Source organism: Deinococcus aquatilis DSM 23025, from assembly GCF_000378445.1.
Lineage (GTDB): Bacteria > Deinococcota > Deinococci > Deinococcales > Deinococcaceae > Deinococcus > Deinococcus aquatilis.
The window spans coordinates 1-21993 of record NZ_KB899760.1; the positions used below are offsets into that span (position 1 = coordinate 1).

Sequence of the window (21993 nt, forward strand, 5' to 3'; positions counted from 1 at the left end):
GTCTGTGATTAGCGCCTCCAAGAGTGCCCGGCTTTCAGCCGGGCACTCTTGCCGTTACCATGCTGTCCATGAGCTCCGAGGTGACTGAGAAAGATCTCTTCGAGATCATCCGTCGCCAGTCCGAGCAGATTGACCAGTTGATCGCGGAGAACAAAGCGCTTCAGGCCGAACATATCCGCCTGAAGAAGCGTATTGAAGAGCTGGAACGACGGGCCCGCAAGTATGCCGCGCCCTTCAGCCGGGAGACGCGCACTGCCCAACCCAAATCACCAGGACGCCGTCCTGGTGAAGGCACCTTCGCGCACAAGTCGCCACCCACGCCACAACAGATCACCGAGACCGTACAGGTTGACACGCCAAACACCTGTCCTCGGTGTGGTTTCACAGGACTGCTGATCTTCACCCGTCACGACAAAGCCTGGGTCACGGAACTTGTCCCTCAGAACGCCATGCAGGTCACCGAGTACCACGTGCCCGTCATGGACTGCCCCCAGTGTCACCACGCGGTGCGTGGTAACCATCCCGCCCTAAAGGCCGATCAGATGGGTGCCACCGCCCACCGACTCGGACCGGTTCTGCACGCCACCCTTCAGACCCTGCATCACGAGGTGGGTCTGCCCGTGCGCCGAATCGGTCGGGTCATGAACCTCCTAGGCGGCGTGCAGGTCACGCAAGGTGCGATCACGCAAGCCGCACGGCGGCTTGCCGCCGACGGCAGCCCCCTCGCCGCTCACGTCGAGGCTCTCCAGGCACAAGTGCAACACGCTCCGTTCGTGCATCACGACGACACCGGCTGGCGGATCGGCACCCAAAACGCGTGGGTGGGCGCGTTCCGCAGCGCGGACACCGTGGTCTTCCGCGCCAACCTGCAGCACACGAACGTGGAAGTCCGCCAAGGGCTGGGACAGAACTTCGCGGGCGTGCTGGTCAGCGACCGCTTCTCCTCGTACGACAGCCGCTTCCTAGAAGGGGTCAAGCAGCAGAAGTGCCTGGCGCACCTGATCCGCAATGCCGATGAGGTCGCCGCCGGGCAGCAGGGGCGCCCTGGACGTGGAGAGCTGTACGGACAGCGGGTTGCGCAGGTCTTCCGGGATGGAATCCGACTGCACCGGAACGTGACGACGAGTGTGTGTACGCAAGAGGAATACGCGCAACAGGGTGAAGAACTCACCCTGCGCCTGGAGGCCTTGCTGAACCGGGCACCGCTGAAGTCGAAGGCGAACGAACGACTCCGGCTGGGCATCCTGAAGCAGCATGGACTCGATCGGTTGTGGCAGTTCCTGAAGGATCCGGACATTCCACCGACGAACAATGCGGCGGAACGGAGTCTGCGGACCGTGGTGATGGCGAGGAAGGTCTCGCAGTGCAGCAAGAACGCGGTGGGCGCGCAGACGTACATGCGGATCAAGTCCACCGTGGAGACCGCGCGGTTGCGCGGTCAAGATCCCGTCGCCGTCCTGACCGGCCTCACCCGTTAAAGCTTGGATGCCCGACCTTCGGCCGGGCATCCAGGGAGGCGCTAATCACAGACGCTGGAATCACCTTGAAGCCCAGATTCAACATCCTCTGGATCAGGTCGGCCAGATTCTTCTTATATTCCAGTGGTGTTCCCTTAAAATGCTGCGACACTTCGGCTTCGACATAAAACCGAAATTTTATAAAGTCTACTGAATTTTCTACTGCAAATTCATTTTTCTTGATATAGAGATCGAACACATTCGACCTCACTTCATTCATAACAACGTCTCCTTGAACAATATTGACCATCATCTCAACGAGAGGACGCCTCTCCAGGTTCGCATCCAGATATAGCTTGCAATACAGGTCGTCAACAATCATGATTTAGAACTTTATAAGGAAGCACAGAGAGCCTCTACTCCCCTGCCCCCTTCCTCTCCTCGATCACCTTTTTCGCCAGATGCTCGGGCACATCCTGATAGCCGTGCAGCTTGATGGAATACGCGCCCCGGTCTCCGGTCAGGCTGCGGAGGTCGGCGCTGTAATTCTGGAGTTCGGCCTGCGGCACCACGGCACTCACGGTAATCACTGTGCCTTCGGGTTCCATGCCCTGCACACGGGCGCGGCGGGTTTGCAGGTCGCCAATCAGGTCGCCGGTAAACTGCGCGGGCGCACGCACCTTCAGCAGCATCACGGGTTCCAGCAGGGCGGGGCGGGCGTCCTGCACAGCATTTCTCAGGGCCAGCATTCCGGCAGTCCGAAAAGCGATGTCGCTACTGTCTACGTCGTGGTAGCTGCCGTCGGTCACGGTGACGTGAATATCCTGTAGCGGATAACCTGCCAGCGGGCCTTTTTGCAGGGCGTCCTGCACGCCTTTCTCTATGCTGGGAATGTATTTGCCGGGAATCGCGCCGCCCACCACCGCACTCTTGAAGGCGTAGCCCTCGCCGGGTTCGATGCGAATGCGGCAATCTCCGTATTGCCCGTGCCCGCCGCTCTGTTTTTTGTGCTTGCCCTGCGCCTGAGCAGGTGCGTGGATGGTTTCGCGGTACGGAATCTGCGGAATGCTGGTGGTGACGTTCACGCCCAGCGCAGCCAGCTTTTCAATGGCGATCACGGTATGCATCTCGCCCATGCCCGACAGCAATTGCTCTCCGGTCTGGGGTTCGCGGGTAAAATGCAGGGTCGGGTCTTCGTCCAGAATCCGCGACATGGCCGCACTCAGGCGGTCTTCGTCCTGACGGGTCGTGGCGTGCAGGGCCACCGTATGGGCGGGGTCGGGCAGCAACAGCGGATCGTATTCGATGGGATGCGCGGGGTCTGCGAGGGTGTCGCCCGTGTGCAGATCGGGTAATTTGGTCAGCACGCCGATCATTCCGGCCCGCAGTTCCGGCACTTCGGTCAGGTCTTTGCCGTTCACGACATACAGGTGCGCGGGTCTGATGTCCACGCCACGGGTGGTATTGCGGAGCGTGTCGCCGGGTCTGATGATGCCGCTCCAGACCCGGATATACGCCAGTTTGCCCACATACGGATCGACGCTGATGCGCCACACGCGGGCGCTGGCAGGCGCTTCCGGCAGGGGGTCGCGGGTCTGCCCGTCGGTGCCCGTCACCGGGCCGCGCTCGCGGGCGCTTCTCATGCCAGCCACCATCAGCTCCAGCAGGGCGCTGAGGCCCACCCCCGTAACCGCACTGACGGGAATCACCGGATACAGCGTGCCCGCATGGACGCCCTTCAGGAAGGCACTGTGCAACTCCTCAGGGCTGAGTTCCTCGCCCTCCAGATAGCGGCTCATCAGGTCGTCGTCGGTTTCTACGATGGCGTCCAGCAGGGCTTCGCGGGCCTCCCTGAGCGGAGCGCGGAGGCTGGAGGCGTCTTCTGGTTGGCCCTCTTCCCCACTTGCCAGAATCACCCGGCCCGTCAGGACTTCCACCACGCCCCGGAAATCTGCGCCCTGGCCCAGCGGCAGATACGCGGCGGCCACTGGCCCCTTCAGGCTGGATTTGATGTCGGCCAGCACCGCGAAAAAGTCGGCCCGCTCCCGGTCCATCTTGTTGATCACGACCACACGCGGCATTGCAAAACGGTCTGCGGTGGCCCACACGCGCTCGGTGCCCACCTCGACCCCGCTGACGCCGCTGACCAGAACCAGAGTGGAATCGGCGGCCCGAATCGCCCCACGAATCTCGCGCACGAAATCGGCGTATCCGGGCGTGTCCAGCAGCGTGAATTCCGTGCCGCCGCAGGTCAGGCGCAGCACTCCGGTGGTGATAGAAAATCCGTGGCGTTTTTCGGCCTCGGTGTGATCGGATTGCGTGGAGCCGTCCTCGACCTTTCCAGCACGTGAAATGGCCCCGCAACGGTGCAGCAGGGCTTCGGAGAGCGTGGTTTTTCCCGCGCCACTGTGCGCGGCGATGCTGACAATACGGACGGGCATTTTTGCACCACCAGACCTTTTGAGGAACTGAAAGTGAATGGGTGAACAACCACCGCGCCGACTTCTCTTTTGGTGGCGTCAGCATACCTCTGGCAAGGGCATTCACAACAGGCCCAGAACACGCGGGCCAGAATGGAGGAGCGAGAAAGCGGCGTTATGCTTTGGCTCATGCCCGCCGACCCTTCTGCTCTGCCTACCCTGATCGACACGCCAGACGGCTCGCGCACCGCCTTCAATGCCCGGTTCGGAGAAGCGTACGGATCGCGGTTTGGGGCCGCAGGACAGGCGCGGCATGTGTTTGTAGAGGGTACGGACACGCACACCCACCCCACCCCCCGCGTGCTGGAAATCGGCTTCGGCGTGGGCGTGAACTTCCGGGCCACCCTGACCGATGCGGCCCGCCGGGGAGTGCCGCTGGAGTATGTGGCCTACGAATTCGACCCAGCCACGTCAGAGGTGCTGCGGGCTGTGGCTGAGGGCAACGAGGGCACGGAGCATCCGGCGTGGACAGCGTTGCTGGAGGGCTGGCCCACGCTGCCCACGCTGACGGTAGAAGCTGAACAGGTGCGCCTGACCGTGCATTTTTTGGATGTCCTGACCGCCGATCTGCCGCAGGCGTGGGCCTCGGCGCTGTATCTGGACGGCTTTTCGCCTGACCGCAACCCTGAAGTCTGGACGCCGGAAGTGGCGGCGCGGCTGGCGGGGGCACTGGCTCCGGGCGGAATACTGGCAACCTACAGCGCCGCTGGGCGGGTCCGGCGAGCGCTGGCCGCAGCGGGCCTGAGTGTGGAAAAACGGGCGGGGCCGAAAGGCAAACGGGAGCATCTGCGGGCCGTGCGGGAGCCTTTGCCCCCCCTCAGCGGGCAATGACGGCGTAATACAACTGGTGCACTCCGGCAGCGTTCAGGGCGTCGCGGCAGGCCAATAATGTGGCACCGGAGGTCATCACATCATCGAGCAGAAGAACCGGGCCGCGTGGCAACAGGGCAGCATCGGCCCGGAACGCTCCGACAAGGTTGGCGCTGCGGTCTGCGGCATGCAGTTTGGCCTGCTGCGCGGTGGCCCGGATGCGGCGCACGGCGGGCACGGCAGGAATACCCAGTTCTCGCCCGACCACTTCGGCCAGCAGCATGGATTGGTTGAACCCGCGTTCGCGTTGGCGGCTGGTATGCAGCGGCACGGGCACCACGCAAGACACCCCCCAACCGGGCGGAATGCCCCGCGCCAGCGTCTGGCCCAGCACGCCCGACAGATCGTGTGCGCCGCCAAATTTCAGGGCACGCACGGCACGGCGGGTGGGGCCGACATAGCGTCCCAGCGTGACCAGATGGGGTTCCGGCTGCGGGCGCATCGGGCTATGCCACTCGGTGCGGGGCGTCAGAGACGTGCGGCACGCCCCACACAGGCCCGCCTCTGCCCCCAGTTGGCGGCCACAACCCGGACAGGAGCGCGGCAATAAGACCCGGACAAAGCCCAGCAACGCGCTCAAATGTCGCTTGCCCCTTCATCGACAAAAAGAGCGTCGATGAATAGCGGCGGTGTGGTGGCCTCAACGCGCTTCCAGACGCCCGCCAAGGCATCCGGGTCAAGCATGGGCGCGGCCAGCGTCAGGCAGGTGAGGTGGTGGGCGCATACCAGCCGCACTCCAGCCCGGCCCAGCCTTCCCTGTTCGCCCGGAGTGAGCAGCGCGGCAAAGGCGTCCGGGTCGCCCAACGCCGGGTGACTGCCCTGCCGGATCGCGGCCCGCAAAAAGGCGGCCACCTCGGATGGATTGAGCCAGAACCCGAACATCAGTTCATCCGACAGGCGGTCGAGATCGGCCATGCGGCCCGGTGCAAGGCCCGCCCGAATGAGGGTGCGGGCCAGTTCCTGCCGCTCCAGCCGCCGCGCCGCGTAACCGGACAACGCCAACTGCTCGCCCGGAGGAGCGACCCGGCCCCCCACCGCTGCCCGCAGACGGTAAGCCAGCACATACCCCTGATATTCCAGCAGGAGTTCGGAGACAGGCGCAGGAGTCACGCGGTCATTCTAAAGAAGGACGGCACAGCAAGACTGTGCAAGTACGCTCTGTCCGGGTATCCCAGAATTCATTTGAGATGAGAAGGAGTCGTCAGGCACCTCTCCAACTACATGACCCGTCGTCTTGTAAGTTTGTGACTTTTTCGTCTTTGATGATCTGGCAGAATGCCTTCTGTACCTTCTGGTCAGCCGCCAACAGGCTGTTCGGGACAAACGACTGTTTGACAAGACAGGCAAAGCGGATAGGCTGAGACCACAAACACATCCGTTGGTTATAGGAAGATAAAGGAGACACGGGGAAATGCACCTGTTGAGGCGCGACCATCAATTTGAATACCGGGACTTTTTGGGCATAGACCAGCAGGCGAAAGCCGATGTATGGGTCAGTACGGGCGGTGAACGTGCCGTGGTGGTGCTGCACGATATTTCCCATACAGGACAGCAGGCCCGCGCCGCCCTGAGTTCTCTGAACTATTCATGGTTGCCCTACTTGCTGCGCCCCGACGCCCAACTGGAAGTGCTGGTTCTGCGCCCTGCCGAAGACGAGGGAGCCAAGGCGCGGGCCTGGGTACTGCCGCTCAGCGCCTGAACAGCGGAGTCTGAAACGCTGAACAAGTCCGGCATTCTGCCGGTGCTAGACGGTCGGGCGTGAGAGAGTAGGAAAAGCTTGTGGCCGAGTACTCCGTCCTCACCCCGACACTCGGTTCATTCCAGAATAAATTTCACGCCCTCGGCAAACGTTACGCCGTCTACCCTGTTGCGGGGCAGGACGGTGTTTTTGCGCCAGGGCATCCACTCGGTCTGCCCAGTCACGCTACGGAGAAAACCGTGTAAGCCGACCTCGATGGTGCGGGCATCGGCGGCCAACAGGCCAGTGAGCGCGGTGCGTGTGGCCTCCGGATCGCGCAGAGGCCCAGTCAGGCGGGCCGAAGGAATGGGCGCTTCCGGCTGACCGTGCGGGGCATACAGTTCGACGGTCATACCTTCGAGGGCCAGCAGTGCGGCCAGCGCCTGCTCACGCGGCAAAGCCTGAGCAAAGGTAACGTGCAGGTCAAGCTCGTGGCCGCGCACACCCTTGTCTGTGCGGGCGGCCACTGGGGGAGAAGAATCGGGGGCAGACATGAAGTCAGGGTAGCGCGGAAAGGTGCAGAAGAAGGCAGCGTGGGCCTGAAGATTGCCTTGCAAAACTGCTCTCTCCCTCCTTTTTTTACTGTCCCAGCCCCTCTCCGAAGTCCACCTCTGAGGCCCATTCCGGGTGGTCTATCAGTGGGTTCCGGTTGCCCTGACGCGCTGCAATGGCGGCGTTGCGGTGGCGCTCCCAGTCGGCGGGAGGCTGCGCCGCGTGCCATGCCAGTAGCGTTTGCAGGTGCCGTGCCGAGTACTGGCGTACCACACCCGGATACCTCAGCAGAAAATAGAGCGTGGCCCGCGCCGCCGCGCCCTTGCCCTGCGCGGGTTCAAACTCGCCGGGGTCGCGCCGCCCGCAGTCGGTTCGCAGCGCCTCGCCGTAATCGGGGAAATCGAAGTAGGGCGTATTACCCCGGAACGAATTGCAATCCGGTTCGCAGGCAAACAGGTGGTGCAGGTCGCCGCGCATAGGCTGGCGCTTGGCAAACCACGACTGCGGCACCACATGTTCACAGTTGTAGGGCAGTGCGTCTTCCAGCGCGTCGGCGCTCAGGCTCTCGCGGGCGGCCAGTTCCAGCCTTCTGGCCTGCGCGGTGCGGTCTGCGGCGATCAGTTCGGCGGCGGTGTGTTCGCGCCCTGAATACAGACTCCGCAATTTGCCATCGGGCCAGAGGTCTACCCACGGGTACAGTTCGGCGGCGGGATCGTAGGGCAGCAGGTGCTGATGCGTGCGCGTGACCAGTTGGGACAGGGCCAGAAAGGACGGCGTCTCCGATAGCGGGAGGCCAGCATAGTAGGCGGCGGCAGCGGCATCGTCTGCGGGATCAAGGTAGGGGCGGGCCTCGGCAGGCGCACTGGGCGCGGGGCCAGTACTGCCCACGCGCAGGCGCACCGAGAGAGGCACGGTGGCGTTCCCCTCGGCATCCAGCGTCAGCGAGCCGAGGTCGATGACCCGCGCCCCCTCTCCGGCCAGATCGCCCGGCAGAGCTTCCGGCGGCCCCACCAAGGCCGGACGGTTGCCCGCCAGCACTTCCTGTACCAGCGCGTTTCCGGCGGCGTCGGGGCGGCTGCGGAGGTCCTGCATGATCCGGCTGATGCGTACGCCCTCGTTGGCGATCCAGTCGATCAGCGTATCCGGGTCGCCGGGTTGCGCGGGCTGCCCGTCTCGGCGCAGGGTGCGGCCCTGATCGTCGGTGCGGGGGACGCCGCTGTGGTGAAGCGCCACCACTTCCCAGGCGTCGTTGAAGACGGGGCTGCCGCTGGAGCCGGGGGCAGTATCTGTTTCGTAGTGCAGATAATCGGGCAGCCTGTCTACCAGCCGGTTTTCGCGAAGCGCCACCTGCTTCGGCTCGCCCGAGGGATGCTGGATGATGCTCAGGGCCTCTCCGATCAGGTCTTTATCGCTGCTGCCGAACAGGGGCAACCAACCAAACGCCGCTGTCTCTCCCTGCACTGCCACCAGGGAATAATCCAGCGCCTCTGAGGTCAGGAACAACGTGGCCGGATCAAGCGCGAGCGTGACCGGAGTGCGGATGGTCTGATCGGGTCGGCGTTCGTAGTCGAATTCAATGACGCTGGTGCGGGCGGCGGCAAAGTCCTGCAACACATGATGATTGGTCAGGATGGTGCGCGGGCCGCAGAGCCAGCCTGTGCCGTAACCCAGGATTCGCCCGCCTGCCGTTCGGATGACCACCCGGCCCACGGCCCGTGACGCCGCCCGCGCCAGATCGAGGTAAGCCACAGAGACCAGATCGTTGGCCCCCAGCACACGCTCCAGCCCCAAGCGCACACTGTCGGGCAACCGGGCCGCGATATTGTCCATGTCCTCGCGGCCCTCGACCATCGCCCGTGCATCGGAAAGTGGGACACCCAGACGGGTCAGACGCGCCTCTATGCGCTCCGGCGTGTCGGCAGCCAGCGGGCCGCCCACATTCAGCCGCTCCAACTGCCCTACCCGCACCGAATCGCGCTGAACGAAGCGGGCACAGGTGGCCTGAATCACGTCCTGCGGTACCTCTCCCGGCTGGCCTTCCTCAAACCCGTTGGTCATGCGGTCAGCGTAACGGGGCTGGAGGTGAGGACGGTTTGAGGTCAGGTGATGAAGCCTTGGATCATCAAGTCTGCGCCATCAACTCTGGACCAGACAGACCTGTGGCGCTCCCCCTGTCGGACATAAAACAGGGGTCAGGCAGAGACATTTCGCCCCCGCCTGACCCTCCAAGAAAATCAGCAGTCCTGCTTGATCGTTGTCCTAGAGAGCAGCAATCTCAGCGCTTACGGCTGCCGACCGACTGACCAGCCCTTAGTCCTGCTGGCCCTTCTTGGCCTGCTGCGCCTGCCATTCCTGCTGGCCCACTTCGTCCAGTGCGCGGAAATCTTCGTCCGTCAGCGTCAGGTGGGCGGCGGCCACGTTTTCTTCCAAGTGCTTGACTTTGCCTGTGCCGGGAATGGGCAACATCACCGGACTCCGCTTCAGCACCCACGCCAACGCCACCTGAGACGGCGAGGCATTCAGGCGGGCGGCGATCTCACTCAGGACGCTGCCTTCACGGGCCAGCCCACCTGCGGCCAATGGAAACCAGGGAATGAATCCGATGTTGTTGCTTGCGCAGTAGTCCAGCACGGCTTCAGATTGACGGGTGACCAGATTGTAGAGGTTCTGTACCGTAGACACCGGGAAGACCTGTTGGGCCGCCTGAATTTCTTCCACGCTCACTTCGCTCAGGCCCGCGTGACGGATCACGCCTTCGTCCATCAGTTGCTTTATGGCATCAAATTGCTCGTCACGGGGTACGCGGCTGTCGATGCGGTGCAGTTGCCACAGGTCGATCCGGTCTACACCCAGGCGGCGGCGAGAGAGATGCGCCTGCTGCTTGAGGTACTCGGGGCGGCCCACCGGAATCCACACGTCCGGCCCGGTGCGGGTCAGGCCGCCTTTGGTCGCCACAACCACGGTGTCGTAAGGATGCAGCGCGGTACGGATCAATTCTTCACTGACGGCGGGGCCGTAGCTGTCGGCGGTGTCGATAAAATTGACGCCCAGATCGGGCAGGCGGCGCAGGGTTTCCAGTGCGCCTTGGGGGTTGGCGGGGTCGCCCCAGATGCCCTGGCCCGTGATCCGCATGGCTCCAAATCCCAAACGGTTGACGCTCAGGTCGCCGCCAATCTGGAAGGTGCCGCTTTCGGCTGCATTGGGGGTGGGCAGTTCAGTCTGTGTCATGGTGATGCCTCCGAGCGGCATTGTGCGCGTCAGGCTGCGAGGAGGCCACGCAGGAAAGCTTTAACTGGCATCCAGGTTTTACTCATCTTCAGACCAGCGTTCTTCAGTCCAGCGGGCCGTCGGTTTCCGGCACATCGCAGGTTTCCCGGAACACGAATTGAGACAGGCGCTTGCGGTGGCGGCTGCTCCAGTCGATGGTGGGGCGGGGCTGCTCGGGCGGCAGGTAGCCGAGGCGGTAGACGGCCATCAGTTCCAGTTCGTCCGGCACGTGCAACAACTCCTGCACGGCCTTCCACTGTCGCGGAATTTCCATGGGTGTACTCACGAACTGAATGCCCATGCCCAGCGAACCCACCGCATTCCAGATATTTTCGATGGACGCACCCAGACCGAAAATGCTGTAAAAGCCGCTGAGTTCGCCGGGCCGGTATTCGCCCTTATCGAGCAGGGCGGCCAACAGCAACGGACTCCCCTGGACCAGTTTGCGGTTGTCCTCGCCCAACTTTCTGGGCACACCCAGTTGGCGCATCAGCTTCAGGCCCGCATCGCTGAAGACCTGCCGGGTAAAGGGCTTGAGCGGCCCTGGCAGATGGTCGATGTGGATGCCATCACGCCGCTCCTCCATTTCGGCGGTACTGAACCGGAAATAACGGCGATAACGCTCAAAAAACACGCCTGCCTCGATCAGTTCGGTCATGCTTTCGCCCGCGATCCGCGCCACTTCGCCAATCGTGTGCGGATTTTCTATCAGCACGAAGCGCCAGGGCTGGCTGTTGAAATGGCTGGGCGCGGCCTGAGCCACCCGCATCAGCGTTTCCTGATGTTCTCGGTTGACCGGGCCGGGCAAAAACGGGCCGTTGGTGGTGCGGCGGGCCAACATGCCCTGAATCACAGCGGGCAGTTCTGAGGAAGGATTCAAGGGCACACCCCTTTGAACAGGCAAGAGCAGGAATGCGGCACAGTAGACATGATCTTTACGCTAGCAGCTTGAGCGGGAAGTGGGGTTTACCAGGCCGCCCACAGACCGCCCGCGAACGCCAGCGCACAGGCCAACGCCAGCCGCCAGTGTGCAGCACGGCCCGGACGGGTGCGGGGCATCAGCAGCAGCAGGAGCAGCGCAGGCAGCAGCGCCCAGCCGCGTGCACCTGCCCGAATTGCCAGCCCGCCTGACAGAACGACGCCCGCACACACGGCGAAAAACAGAGCGTGATGAGGCCAGCGCACCGCGGTCTTGCGGAGGCCCAGTTGCAGCGAGAGGCCCAGCGTCAGGAGCGCCAGCAACAGCGCCGCCGTGACCGACAGAGCCAGATGGTGTGCCACTCAGCGAACGCGGCCAAAGGCGGGCAGCAGCGTGGGTTCTTCCTGCGCCGCGTACCCACGGGTAAGGAGGGTCAGGCCCGTGGCAGTAGGCAAAATCAGCACGTCACGCAGGCGACCGGAGGCCACAAACGTGCCCTTGCCCTGCGCCGTATCGACCGCCTCGGCACCGGAGCCAGCCAGGGTTTCAGCAGTGAATTGCGGAGTCTTGACCTCCATGATCCAGGCCAGCGGACGGGCGTCACTGTCGTAGCGCACCGTGACTTCTGCGGCGTCCAGCGGAGGCTTCCTGGTCCACTGAACCCGCCGAATGCCGCCGCCGATCCGGTCTTTGAGGTCAGCCTGGGCATCGAAAGAACCGCTGGCCGTAAACAGAACGGTGGCTGTCAGGTCTTGCTGCTGCTTTGGCCCACAGCCCGGCAATGCAGCGCAGGCACAGAGCAGGAGGGCCGAAGCAGACAGACGCATGGGCGCAAGATACTCCGGCACAGGCGCTGGAGCGCAGGCAAAATGCCCCTCGGCCCTGGCCTGCCGACCACGCCACTCAGCGAACGGAATTGCGCCCGGCGCGTTTGGCTTCGTAGAGGGCCTGATCGGCGCGGCCAAACAACTGGTCGGCAGTGTCGTTCGGCCCCCGGTAAGAGGCGACCCCGAAACTGGTGGTGATGATCAGGCCCGCCAGTTGAGAATCGCTGATTTCGCGGCGCAGGCGTTCGGCCAGCACCAGGGCGTCAGGCTTGGCGAGGCCGGGCAACAGCACCACGAATTCTTCGCCGCCCCAGCGTCCCACTGTGCCCCCTGTGCCGCCCACGTTGCGCCTCAGGCGTTTGGCGACGGCCCGCAGCACATCGTCTCCGGTGTTGTGCCCATGGTGGTCGTTCACGGTCTTGAAATGGTCTATGTCGCCCACCAACAGGCTCAGGGGCGTGCCTGTTTTGCGGGCATATTCCAGCCCCCGGTTCAGTTCTTCCTCTATGGCGGCGCGGCCCGGCACTCCTGTCAGCGAGTCCAGTCGCGCGGCCTTGAGCTTGGCGTGATCCTGCTCGTGCATCACCAGATTGGATTCGATGAACCGCGTGACCGTATAACACACGCCGCTCATCACGCCCACCACGACCATTCCAGTAAACCAGGCCGCCGCCAGAGAGGGCGTAGCAGGCTGAATCAGGATCAGCATACCCAGCACCAACAGCAGCAGGCTATTGGTAAACCACGTCCCCAGACGTGATCCCATCAGCACAAAGGCCAGGGCGATGCCGCATGTCATCCAGAGGGCTGAATCGTAGGGCACCAGGCCGCGTCTCAGGAGGCGCTCCATTTCCAGAATCATGATGGGGATCAAGGCGATGTAGGACACCGACGCAATCATGGTGACGCGGCGCGGCGTGATCTGCACCGCTATCAGTGCAGCCAGACAGATCAAATCTGCCCAGTATTTGCCGTATTGATAAGCCTCAGGAAAAGCACCGGGCGCAGAGATCAAAGATGAGACGACTGTGTAAAGAAGATAGCTAATCGTCACCAATTGCAACACCTGTTGACGGGTGCGCAGCAGTTGATTCTCTAAAAGCGTGACAGGGCGAGACATGAAGTGAGCCGCATTCTAATGTGCGGATCCTGACAAATGCCTTGCTTCAGCTGGCTTGAGGGTCATCAGAGAGGGCCAGGGAGTTGAAAAGCGTCTCTAAGATTGGCAAAAGACCGTCTCTCAGTTGTTTGGCTGCCTGCAATACCAAGCAGACAGCCAAACAAGCAGAAAACGGCCCAGAAATTGAACTTCCAGTTTTAGAAGAGGAAAGCAGGCAAAGGGAAATCAGAGCTGTTCCCTTGTACCTGCCTCTCTATCCTGTTTTTTCCCTTATCTCTGCTCAGGCCACTGAAGTTAGCCTTCCGTTTGATCCAAACAGCAGAATCAAGCTCAACTTGAGTGGCCCAAAATCTTTCCAGCTTTAGAGCAGTTCGCCCGGTGCGAAAAAGAGTGCTAGTTCGCGCTCGGCGCTTTCAGGGCTATCGCTGCCGTGCGTCACGTTTTCGCCGGTGGTGGTAGCAAAATCGGCGCGGATGCTGCCGGGGGCGGCGTTGGCAGGGTTGGTCGCGCCCATCATGCCGCGCCAGCCCAGAATGGCGTTTTCGCCTTCTAGAGCGATGGCAACGACTGGGCCGCCCGTAATGAAGTCCACGAGTTCCCCGAAAAAGGGGCGTTCCTTGTGCTCGCCGTAGTGTGATTCGGCGGTCTCACGGGCGATGGTCATCTGCTTGAGGCCGACCACGCGGTAGCCCTTCTTCTGAATGCGGGCGAGAATTTCGGGCGTCAGGCCCCGGCGAACCCCATCGGGCTTGATCATGGCAAAGGTACGTTCCATAGCGGCGCACAGGATAGCAAACGCGGGAGCAACGCGCTGAGGGAAAGAAATAGGGCAGCCATCCTGCCAACTGAATCGTTTTTTTTCACATCCCGCGTCCTGACCTCTCCTCTGAAGCATTCCGCTTCCGTACAATGGCAGGGTGACGTACCTTCCTGATTCTCGCCCCTCTCCCGTCGCGTCGCGGATCGCACTGATCGTCAGTGCAGTCGCGGCGGCGGGTCTGGTCTTAACGCCCCTGGCCGTGTTGGGGCGCTCCTTTGATGGCAACGCCGTGCTGCTGCACCTGAGCGGCGCGGCCCTGAACCTGACCGCAGACCCTCAGGTGCGTCTGCCTTCCTCCGGTACAACCACCGCACTGGGCTGGGTCACCCTGATCTTCATGTTGGCGACGCTGGTGGGAGCGCTGCGCCGCGAGCGTTGGTTCTGGATCACGGGCCTGCTGGGATTCGCAACGGCACTGGCCGCCGTGCTCCTCCTGAACGGTGTCCTGAATGCAGAATCGGCCCGGATCGCCGCCGACACGACGCTCAGGCCCGGAGCCAAGCGTACTCTCCGCAACTTCTACGGCGGCGGCGGCATGAACCTGGGTCTGTTTTTGCCCATGCTGGCCGGACTGATCGCGGCGGGCGCAGGCCTGAGTGCGCGGCAGGTCTGGTGGGATCGCCTGAACCGCTTGCGGAGCCTGTTGGTGCCTACCGTCGCCATCGGCCTGGCAATTCTGGTTGGCGCAATCGTGGTGTTGCTGGTGCAGCCCGCCGTCAACGGCACGGGGGCAGCTCTGAGTTTGTGGGGCGGCTGGCTGGCAAAAACAGACCTCGTGTATTTCGTGTATTCCACGCTGTTCGCCCCGATTACGCGCCTGAACCCTTTCCTGGACAGCCTCAAATTGGCAACCCCACTGATCTTTACGGGCCTCAGCGTGGCATTTGCCTTCCGCACGGGCCTCTTCAATGTGGGCGCTCCTGGTCAGCTGACCATGGGAGCCATCGGAGCCATGCTGGTGGGCGTGTACGCTCCGGCGGGTCTGGGCTGGTTGCTGCTGCCTCTCTCGGTCATCGCGGCAGGCATCGGGGGCGCACTGTGGGGCGGCATTCCCGGCCTGCTCAAAGCCCGCTTCGGCTCCAGCGAAGTCATCAATACCATCATGCTCAACTACATCGCTTCGGCCATTTTTATCTTCCTGATCGGCAGCGAGACCTTTCCATTCCTGGGGCGTGAATACAACATGCCCTTCAAGGCCGAAGGCTTCGAGGCCCGCAGCAATGAGTTGCAGGAAGCGGCCCGCCTGCCCACACTGCTGCAATTCTTTAACGTGGGCGGCAGCGGCGCAACCGTCATGAGCCTCGGCATCGTGTTTGGCCTGATCACCCTGGCTCTGGGCCGCTGGATTCTGGGGCGGCGCAAGGTCAAGAATGCTGGAGTGTTGGCCTTTGTTGCCGCGCTGGTGGTCGGCGCACTGACCTGGCGGATCGGCGTTCCGGTACAGATCGCGGGCAGCCAACTGAACGCCTCATTCCTGATTGCGCTGCTGTGCGTGGCCGGATTCGGCACCCTGATGTGGCGCACGGCCACTGGATACGCGCTGCGTGCAGTAGGTCTGTCTCCCAAAGCAGCCGAATACGGCGGGATCAGCGTGGCCCGCAACACCATCTTGGCGATGACCTTTGCCGGAATGTTTGCAGGTCTGGCCGGGACGCACTACGTGAACGGCGGCGCACTGGACGAGTACCGCCTGAAGGGCAACATGCCCGCCAACGTGGGCTTTGACGGAATCGCCGTGGCCCTGATGGGCCAGAGCACTCCGGTGGGCGTGGTGGCCGCCAGCATGCTGTTCGGTACCATCGATACGGGCGGCATCGACGTAGACCTGAAGCTGGAGCAGATCAACAAAGACATCGTGACGGTACTGAAAGCCCTGATCGTGCTGTTTATCGCCGCAGGCGGATTCCTCAGCCGCCGCGTCACCGATCCACCGCCCCCCCAGTTGCTGAAGGCTGTAGAAGCCACTGGCAAACCCGATGCGGCGCGACTGGACGCTCCGGTTGCCAAAACCGAGCAGGGCACGCCGCTGCCCAATGTCGGCCTCTCTTCTGAAAACAACACCCGCGAAGGGGGCAAGTAAATGCAGGATCTTCTGGCCCAGATTTTCGGGATTTCGTTTCTGGCTATCTTCATCCGTTCATTTGTGCCCCTGCTGCTCACAGCCCTCGGCGGCCTGTTTTCAGAACGCAGCGGCGTGGTCAACATCGCGCTGGACGGCCTGATTATCTTCGGCGCACTCAGCGGCGCAATTATCACCAAGCAGATCGAACCTGCGCTGGGGCCACTCTCGCCCTGGGTGGGTTGGTTGGCTGGAGCTGCCGTAGGTGGACTGGTGGCCTGGATTCACGCCCTCCTCAGCATCAAATACCGCGCCGATCAGGTCATCAGCGGTACGGCCATCAACCTGCTCGCCAGCGGTGTACCACCCGTTATTCTGGCTGCTTTGTACGGCAGCAGCACCGAAAGTCCCAAGGTGGAATACGGCCTGCCGCTGTGGGGGGTCGGGGAACTGCGGTTCTCGCCGCCGGTGTACTTCGCCTTCGTGCTGGTGGCTGTGATCTGGTATGTGGTCTACAAGACGCCGTATGGTCTGCGTCTCCGGGCCACAGGCGAGCAGCCCGGCGCGGCCGCCAGCATGGGCGTCAATGTACGCCGCATGCGCTACAGCGCCGTTATCCTGTCGGGCGTGCTGGCAGGCACCGCAGGCGTGTTCCTGAGTATCGGCAACCTCGATTCCTACGTGCGGAACATGAGTGCTGGAATGGGATTTATTTCGTTGGCCGCGCTGATTTTCGGGCAATGGAAACCGCTGGGGGTGCTGGGAGCCACGGCTCTGTTCGGCTTCCTGCAGGCCCTGTCGATCCAGTTGGGCGGCACCGATCTGCTTCCGCCCACGCTGGTGTCGGCCCTGCCCTTCCTCGTCACCATCATCGCGCTGATCTTCACGGGTCGTAGCGCCGCGCCAAAAGCGCTCGGGAAGCCTTTCGACGGTTGATCCGCCTCCCTGAATGACCTTCTGTGGCGGCCCCGAGCAGATTTGGGCCGCCACCGTTTGTTGTCACAGGCCACAAAAATGTCAGAGAACATATAGTAGTAGAGAGAGGGGATATGATAGAATTATAATTCCCTTACTAGTCAGTCTATGCATCTGCCTCGACAGGGAACAACAGAAACGATAAAGAAAGCGTAAGGTGGTAAATATGAGCTTCGGTTCGACTCTCAAATTAGCCCGCGAAGCCCAAGGCCTCAGCACTCAGGAACTGTCTTTGAAAACCAAAATCCGCGGTGACTACCTGCGGGCACTGGAAGACGGTAACACGGCGCTGCTGCCTGAGCGCACCTTTGCCCGCTCTTATTTGCAGCGTTACGCCCGCGAACTGGGCGTAGATCCGGCTCCTCTCCTGACCGATTTTGATCGGCTGCTGCCTGCCTCGCCCGAGGTCGCGCAGTCTATGCAGAGTCAGGCCGTGCGGAATCAGGCGGGCCGCCGCAGTCTGGGGCTGGGGCCAGCAGCTCTGGCAGGCCTGGCAAGCGCCGCTGTAATCCTTGGCGCAGGTGGCTACTACCTGTTCAACAGGCCCACCGCTGCCCCAGCGCCCACTGTGGTGGTCGCCAAACCACAGGTTCCGGCCCCCAGCCCTGCCCCGGCCCGCACCGTGCGCCTGAGCATCAGCAGCGTGCCGCCCGGTGCAAAAGTCTTTCTGGATAACCGCGATCTGGGCGTCACTCCTGTCAAGTCTTTTCCGGTAGATGCCCGCCAGAATGCCGTGCTGCGCGTAGAATACGGTGGACGGCAGAACATCAACCAGACCATCTCGCTTCAGACAGGGCGCAATCTGAGGGCGCGGTTGCTGCCGACCTCACAGGGCAACAGCAGCCTGACTGACCTCGCGGCGTTGCCGCAGGCTGCACCCAAACCTGCGGCAAGCGTCAGCACCCCAGGCAAGTCAGCACAGAATTCACAGGCAACCAAGCCAGCAACTCCCAGCGCAGCCAAACCGACCACCGCTGCTGCTGTGCAGGTCACCTTTACGGCTCCCTCCTGGACACGAATTACCGATAAGACGGGCCGTGTCCTGTTCGAGGGTACGCCCGCCGCCGGAACCACCAAAGCCTTTCCGGTGGGTGTCACGATTCGGGCAGGGAATGCCGGAGCCGTCAGCGTCAGCGTCAATGGAGGCGCGGCCCTGGCAATGGGCGGCAGCGGGCGCGTGGTCACCCGTTCGTTCTGAAGGAAAATACGCTGATCTGAGCAACACAAGTCAGGTCCACAAGAGCAGGCCCGCTGGAGATCATTCCAGCGGGCCTGCTTCGTCTCTCGGAATACCCCTCAAAAGCACCTTACTTGGGCTTTCAATCGCAATCCATATAACTACTGTGCAAAACGCTTCAATACGTCACGGCTGATCACGAGGCGCTGCACCTCGTCGGTGCCTTCACCGATGCGGGTCAGGCGGTTGTCGCGCCAGAAGCGTTCTACAGGATATTCCTTGACGTAGCCGTAGCCGCCAAGCATCTGAATGGCTTCGTCGCAGGCTTCGACGCCCACCGTAGTCGCGTACAGCTTGGCGCGGGCCACCGCTGCCGTAAAGTTCATGCCCGCGTCTTTGAGATCGGCGGCCTTGCGAATCAGCAGGCGGGCCGCTTCCAGTTTGGTGTCCATGTCGGCCAACCGGAAACTGATGTTCTGGTTCAGGGCAATGGGTTTGCCGAACTGCTGACGCTCCAGCGTGTACTTGGCGGCGTACTCGAAGGCGGCGCGGCCCAGCCCCAGCCCCATCGCGGCAATGCCCACGCGTCCGCCGTCCAGCACCTTCATCACGTCCTTGAAGGCGTTGCCCCGCTCGCCCAACAGGGCGTCGGCGGGCAGATGAATGTCTTCAAAAATCAGCTGGGCGGTATCGCTGCTGCGCAGGCCCAGTTTGTCTTCCTTGCGGCCAATGGAAAACCCCGTGACCTCATCGCGGTTAAAAACAAAGGCGCTGATGCCGTCGTTTTTGCCCTTGCCCTCGCGGGCAGCGTCGGTGCGGGCCAGAATGACGTAGGTGCCGCCCACACTGCCCTGCGTAATGAAGTTCTTGGAACCGTTCAGAATCCAGCTTCCATCGGGCTGCTCGGCAGCGCGGGTTTGCAGGCCGCCGCTGTCAGAGCCGCTGCCGGGTTCGGTCAGGCCCCACGCGCCCAGTTTGGCGGCACTCGCCAGCGCAGGCAAGAACTTCTGCTTTTGCGCCTCGGTGCCGCCCACCAGAATGTGGCCCTGACAAAGCGAATTGTGAGAGGCCACCGTCAGACACAGGCTGCCGTCAACCGCCGCGATTTCTTCGATAATCATGGCAAAAGTGGCCGTATCCAGCCCCGTGCCGCCGTACTCTTCGGGCGTCTGCGCCCCCATGATGCCCATATCGCCCAGTTCCTTCACGATCTGCATCGGGAATTCACTGGTCTGGTCGCGCTCGGCGGCTCCGGGTTCCACTTTGTTCTTCAAGAAGCTCTTGAGGGCGCTGATGATGCCGCGCTGATCGTCGTTCATCGGCTCGACGTTGGAGCTGGGGGTGGGGCGGTTCAGGGTGCTGGTCATGTGGAGCCTCCGGAGATGGTGGGGGTTTTTGGGTGGGTGGCTGGACTGGGCAATGCGCCTGAGACTGTCTCTGGCTCTCAGACCTGAAAAACGCCGACGCGGAATTCGTCCTGATGCGGATTGCCCGCGCAGGCTTCGAGGGCACGGATCAGGCGTTCGCGGGTGTCGTTGGGTTCGATGATTTCGTCTACCCACAGGCGGGAGGCGGCGTAGCGCGGGTCGAGTTCGGTGTCGTATTTGGATTTCACTTCGTCATACAGGCGCGTGAGTTCTTCGTCGTCGGGTTCGTGGCCGCTGCGTTTCAGGGCCGCCAGCTGAATATCCAGCAGGGTTTTGGCCGCCGCGTTACCGCTCATGACGGCATATTTGGCACTGGGCCACGCAAACAGGAAGCGGGGACCAAAGGCTTTGCCGTTCATGGCGTAGTTGCCCGCGCCGAAGCTACCGCCTGTGATCACCGTGATTTTGGGCACCACGCTGTTGGATACGGCGTTCACCAGCTTTGCGCCCCGCCGGATAATGCCTTCCTGCTCGGAGTCACGGCCCACCATGAATCCGGTCACGTCGCTCAGAAAAATCAGCGGCACGCCCGCCTGGTTGGCGTCCAGAATGAAGCGGGCAGCTTTGTCGGCGCTGTCGCCGTAGATCACGCCACCGACCTCTATTCGGGTACGCAGGCCGGGTTCGCCGCCCGCCTTCAGTTTCTTTTTGATCACGGTGCGCTGGTTTGCCACGAATCCCACCGGATAGCCGCCCAGCCGCGCGAATCCGCAGACGATGGTTTCTCCGTACTCGGCCTTGAATTCGTGCAACTCTCCCCCATCCACGATGGAGGTAATCAGGTGGCGCACGTCGTAGGGCTTGGAGTCTTCATAGCCCACCAGTTCGGTCAGGTCGCGCTGGGGGGCCGCCCTGATCTCGGCCCGCCGCCGCGCCCACGGAGCCGCGTCGCCCTGCGCGTACAGGTCGGCCAGCGCCCGCACCCGTTTCAGGGCCGCGTCGTCGTCGGGTTCCTTGTAGTCCACGGTTCCGGCAATGGCCGCGTGCATGGTGGCCCCGCCCAGTTCCTCAGATTCCACGACCTGCCCGATGGCCGCCCGCACCAGCGCAGGCCCCGCCAGATAGAGGCCCGAACCCTCGGTCATGATCAGGGTGTCACACATCACGGGCAGATATGCGCCGCCTGCCACGCAGTTACCCATAATCGCGGCAATCTGCGGGATGCCGCGTGCACTCATGCGGGCATTCAGGTAAAAGACCCGCCCAAAGTCATCCTGATCGGGGAAAATCTCATCCTGCATGGGCAGATACACGCCCGCCGAATCCACCAGATACACCACGGGCAGATGGTTTTCCAGCGCCATCGTCTGCGCCCGGATCACCTTTTTGGCCGTGATGGGGAAAAAGGCCCCTGCCTTCACGGTGGCGTCGTTGGCAATGATCATCCACGGGCGGCCCCCGATCTGGCCGATGCCCGTGACGGTGCCTCCGCTGGGGCAACCGCCGACTTCGGGGTACATGTCCCAGCCCGCAAAGGTCATCAGTTCGTCAAGAGGTGTGCCGGAGTCGATCAGACGGGCAATTCGTTCGCGGGCGGTCAGGCGGTTTTTGTCGTGCTGGCGCTGCTGAGCTTTGGGGCCGCCGCCCGCATGAACCCGCAGGCGGTCGGCGGCGAGGCGCTCAAGCGCGTCTGCCCAGGCCGCCGCAGCGGGTGAAAGATCGGTGGGGGGTGGAGCCTGGGTCATGAAGCCTCCGGGGGAGTGTCCGTGAGAAAGGGCAAAATGGTTGAGATGGTCATAGTCTAACAAACGCTTGTTAGGAAAGCGAGGCAGGACGATCAGGGGAGAAGACACCCTCCTGATCGCATCAGCTTTGTTGCCTCCGCCCCGGAATTACACCACCACGGGGACGCCAGTCCTGTGCTGCATCTCTGCCAGCGAGACGCCTGGGGCCAGTTCGACCAGTCTCAGGCCCGCCGGAGTGACGTCCAAGACGCCCAGTTCCGTGATGATGCGGTCCACCACCCGCTGCCCCGTCAGCGGCAGGTCGCATTCGGCCACCAGTTTGGGCGAGCCATCTCTGGCGGTGTGTTCCATCAGCACCACCACCCGCCGCACCCCCGCCACCAGATCCATCGCCCCACCCATGCCCTTGACCATCTTGCCCGGAATCATCCAGTTCGCCAGATCCCCCGACGCACTCACCTGCATCGCCCCCAGAATCGCCAGATCGATGTGTCCCCCCCGGATCATGGCAAAACTGTCCGCACTCGAAAAAAAGCTGGCCCCCGGTAAGGCCGTCACCGTCTGCTTGCCCGCGTTGATCAGGTCCGCATCCACTTCAGCTTCGGTGGGAAACGGCCCGATGCCCAGCAGTCCGTTTTCGGACTGCAACATCACCTCGATTCCCACCGGAAGATGATTGG

The 21993-nt window shown here is 62.6% G+C and carries 21 protein-coding genes; 6 read left to right on the plus strand and 15 right to left on the minus strand.

The window, feature by feature from the left end; genetic code table 11:
- Nucleotides 1-68 precede the first annotated feature (68 nt).
- Nucleotides 69-1478, plus strand: coding sequence for an IS66 family transposase (gene tnpC, locus F561_RS0122310; protein WP_245556598.1), 1410 nt, complete (start codon nt 69-71; stop codon nt 1476-1478).
- Here tnpC and F561_RS0122315 read toward each other — a convergent pair.
- Nucleotides 1468-1839 (minus strand): hypothetical protein, encoded by a 372-nt coding sequence (locus tag F561_RS0122315; RefSeq protein WP_019012185.1) that lies wholly within the window; start codon nt 1837-1839, stop codon nt 1468-1470. The genes tnpC and F561_RS0122315 overlap by 11 nt on opposite strands.
- 34 nt (nt 1840-1873) lie before the next feature.
- Complete coding sequence (locus tag F561_RS0122320; RefSeq protein WP_019012186.1) at nt 1874-3898, minus strand: elongation factor G; 2025 nt, start codon at nt 3896-3898, stop codon at nt 1874-1876.
- Nucleotides 3899-4066: 168 nt separating this feature from the next.
- Here F561_RS0122320 and mnmC2 point away from each other — a divergent pair, with 168 nt between their 5' ends.
- Nucleotides 4067-4768 (plus strand): tRNA (5-methylaminomethyl-2-thiouridine)(34)-methyltransferase MnmC2, encoded by a 702-nt coding sequence (gene mnmC2 / locus F561_RS0122325; RefSeq protein ID WP_019012187.1) that lies wholly within the window; start codon nt 4067-4069, stop codon nt 4766-4768.
- Here the strand turns inward: mnmC2 and F561_RS0122330 are convergent.
- Nucleotides 4755-5387, minus strand: coding sequence for a ComF family protein (locus F561_RS0122330; RefSeq protein ID WP_342662296.1), 633 nt, complete (start codon nt 5385-5387; stop codon nt 4755-4757). The two genes, mnmC2 and F561_RS0122330, sit on opposite strands and share 14 nt — an antisense overlap.
- Nucleotides 5384-5917 carry a hypothetical protein gene (locus F561_RS0122335; protein ID WP_019012189.1) on the minus strand — a complete coding sequence of 178 codons (534 nt, stop codon included), beginning with the start codon at nt 5915-5917 and terminating at the stop codon, nt 5384-5386. The genes F561_RS0122330 and F561_RS0122335 overlap by 4 nt, the downstream gene beginning before the upstream one ends.
- Nucleotides 5918-6218: 301 nt before the next feature.
- Here F561_RS0122335 and F561_RS0122340 point away from each other — a divergent pair, with 301 nt between their 5' ends.
- Nucleotides 6219-6506 carry a hypothetical protein gene (locus F561_RS0122340; protein WP_019012190.1) on the plus strand — a complete coding sequence of 96 codons (288 nt, stop codon included), beginning with the start codon at nt 6219-6221 and terminating at the stop codon, nt 6504-6506.
- Between the two features lie 116 nt (nt 6507-6622).
- Here F561_RS0122340 and F561_RS0122345 read toward each other — a convergent pair whose 3' ends face one another.
- From F561_RS0122345 to ndk, 8 genes are all read right to left on the minus strand, one after another.
- A complete protein-coding gene (locus F561_RS0122345) occupies nt 6623-7039 on the minus strand; it encodes a hypothetical protein (RefSeq protein ID WP_026299148.1) in 417 nt (138 codons plus the stop codon).
- 85 nt (nt 7040-7124) lie between these two features.
- Nucleotides 7125-9095 carry an endonuclease gene (locus tag F561_RS0122350; RefSeq protein ID WP_019012192.1) on the minus strand — a complete coding sequence of 657 codons (1971 nt, stop codon included), beginning with the start codon at nt 9093-9095 and terminating at the stop codon, nt 7125-7127.
- 252 nt (nt 9096-9347) lie between these two features.
- Nucleotides 9348-10265, minus strand: a complete 918-nt coding sequence (locus F561_RS0122355) for an aldo/keto reductase (protein WP_040381677.1) — start codon at nt 10263-10265, stop codon at nt 9348-9350.
- A 103-nt stretch (nt 10266-10368) separates the two neighbouring features.
- Nucleotides 10369-11145, minus strand: a complete 777-nt coding sequence (locus F561_RS0122360; protein ID WP_040381680.1) for a nitroreductase family protein — start codon at nt 11143-11145, stop codon at nt 10369-10371.
- 125 nt (nt 11146-11270) lie between these two features.
- The gene (locus F561_RS0122365) at nt 11271-11585 is read right to left on the minus strand and encodes a hypothetical protein (protein ID WP_019012195.1); all 315 of its coding nucleotides are present in this window, start codon (nt 11583-11585) and stop codon (nt 11271-11273) included.
- Nucleotides 11586-12050, minus strand: a complete 465-nt coding sequence (locus F561_RS0122370; RefSeq protein ID WP_019012196.1) for a hypothetical protein — start codon at nt 12048-12050, stop codon at nt 11586-11588. It lies immediately after the preceding gene.
- Nucleotides 12051-12126: 76 nt separating this feature from the next.
- Nucleotides 12127-13065 carry a GGDEF domain-containing protein gene (locus F561_RS0122375; protein WP_245556612.1) on the minus strand — a complete coding sequence of 313 codons (939 nt, stop codon included), beginning with the start codon at nt 13063-13065 and terminating at the stop codon, nt 12127-12129.
- A gap of 466 nt (nt 13066-13531) precedes the next feature.
- Nucleotides 13532-13945, minus strand: coding sequence for a nucleoside-diphosphate kinase (gene ndk / locus F561_RS0122380; RefSeq protein ID WP_019012198.1), 414 nt, complete (start codon nt 13943-13945; stop codon nt 13532-13534).
- A gap of 142 nt (nt 13946-14087) precedes the next feature.
- Here ndk and F561_RS0122385 point away from each other — a divergent pair, with 142 nt between their 5' ends.
- The 3 genes from F561_RS0122385 to F561_RS0122395 all read left to right on the plus strand — a co-directional run bounded on the left by F561_RS0122385 (nt 14088) and on the right by F561_RS0122395 (nt 18222).
- Nucleotides 14088-16070: an ABC transporter permease gene (locus F561_RS0122385; RefSeq protein WP_019012199.1), complete on the plus strand. Its 1983-nt coding sequence runs from the start codon at nt 14088-14090 to the stop codon at nt 16068-16070.
- Entirely contained in the window at nt 16071-16985 is a 915-nt protein-coding gene (locus F561_RS0122390; protein ID WP_019012200.1) for an ABC transporter permease, read from the plus strand.
- Nucleotides 16986-17190: 205 nt separating this feature from the next.
- Nucleotides 17191-18222 (plus strand): helix-turn-helix domain-containing protein, encoded by a 1032-nt coding sequence (locus F561_RS0122395; RefSeq protein ID WP_019012201.1) that lies wholly within the window; start codon nt 17191-17193, stop codon nt 18220-18222.
- Nucleotides 18223-18362: 140 nt separating this feature from the next.
- On the opposite strand, the gene F561_RS0122400 is transcribed toward F561_RS0122395, so the two are convergent.
- From F561_RS0122400 to F561_RS0122410, 3 genes are all read right to left on the minus strand, one after another.
- The gene (locus tag F561_RS0122400) at nt 18363-19568 is read right to left on the minus strand and encodes an acyl-CoA dehydrogenase family protein (protein WP_019012202.1); all 1206 of its coding nucleotides are present in this window, start codon (nt 19566-19568) and stop codon (nt 18363-18365) included.
- A gap of 77 nt (nt 19569-19645) precedes the next feature.
- The gene (locus F561_RS0122405) at nt 19646-21313 is read right to left on the minus strand and encodes an acyl-CoA carboxylase subunit beta (RefSeq protein ID WP_026299150.1); all 1668 of its coding nucleotides are present in this window, start codon (nt 21311-21313) and stop codon (nt 19646-19648) included.
- Nucleotides 21314-21460: 147 nt separating this feature from the next.
- A partial coding sequence (locus F561_RS0122410; RefSeq protein ID WP_019012204.1) for a 3-oxoacid CoA-transferase subunit B occupies nt 21461-21993 on the minus strand: 533 nt, incomplete at its 5' end.

What these genes read in the sequence shown, in the direction of transcription:
- F561_RS0122395 (WP_019012201.1), top strand. Translation starts at nt 17,191, where the DNA reads ATGAGCTTCGGTTCGACTCTCAAATTAGCCCGCGAAGCCCAAGGCCTC.
- F561_RS0122400 (WP_019012202.1), bottom strand. Translation starts at nt 19,568, where the DNA reads ATGACCAGCACCCTGAACCGCCCCACCCCCAGCTCCAACGTCGAGCCG.
- F561_RS0122340 (WP_019012190.1), top strand. Translation starts at nt 6,219, where the DNA reads ATGCACCTGTTGAGGCGCGACCATCAATTTGAATACCGGGACTTTTTG.
- F561_RS0122370 (WP_019012196.1), bottom strand. Translation starts at nt 12,050, where the DNA reads ATGCGTCTGTCTGCTTCGGCCCTCCTGCTCTGTGCCTGCGCTGCATTG.
- F561_RS0122320 (WP_019012186.1), bottom strand. Translation starts at nt 3,898, where the DNA reads ATGCCCGTCCGTATTGTCAGCATCGCCGCGCACAGTGGCGCGGGAAAA.
- F561_RS0122350 (WP_019012192.1), bottom strand. Translation starts at nt 9,095, where the DNA reads ATGACCAACGGGTTTGAGGAAGGCCAGCCGGGAGAGGTACCGCAGGAC.
- F561_RS0122390 (WP_019012200.1), top strand. Translation starts at nt 16,071, where the DNA reads ATGCAGGATCTTCTGGCCCAGATTTTCGGGATTTCGTTTCTGGCTATC.
- ndk (WP_019012198.1), bottom strand. Translation starts at nt 13,945, where the DNA reads ATGGAACGTACCTTTGCCATGATCAAGCCCGATGGGGTTCGCCGGGGC.
- F561_RS0122355 (WP_040381677.1), bottom strand. Translation starts at nt 10,265, where the DNA reads ATGACACAGACTGAACTGCCCACCCCCAATGCAGCCGAAAGCGGCACC.
- F561_RS0122360 (WP_040381680.1), bottom strand. Translation starts at nt 11,145, where the DNA reads ATGTTGGCCCGCCGCACCACCAACGGCCCGTTTTTGCCCGGCCCGGTC.
- tnpC (WP_245556598.1), top strand. Translation starts at nt 69, where the DNA reads ATGAGCTCCGAGGTGACTGAGAAAGATCTCTTCGAGATCATCCGTCGC.
- F561_RS0122315 (WP_019012185.1), bottom strand. Translation starts at nt 1,839, where the DNA reads ATGATTGTTGACGACCTGTATTGCAAGCTATATCTGGATGCGAACCTG.
- F561_RS0122405 (WP_026299150.1), bottom strand. Translation starts at nt 21,313, where the DNA reads ATGACCCAGGCTCCACCCCCCACCGATCTTTCACCCGCTGCGGCGGCC.
- mnmC2 (WP_019012187.1), top strand. Translation starts at nt 4,067, where the DNA reads ATGCCCGCCGACCCTTCTGCTCTGCCTACCCTGATCGACACGCCAGAC.
- F561_RS0122345 (WP_026299148.1), bottom strand. Translation starts at nt 7,039, where the DNA reads ATGTCTGCCCCCGATTCTTCTCCCCCAGTGGCCGCCCGCACAGACAAG.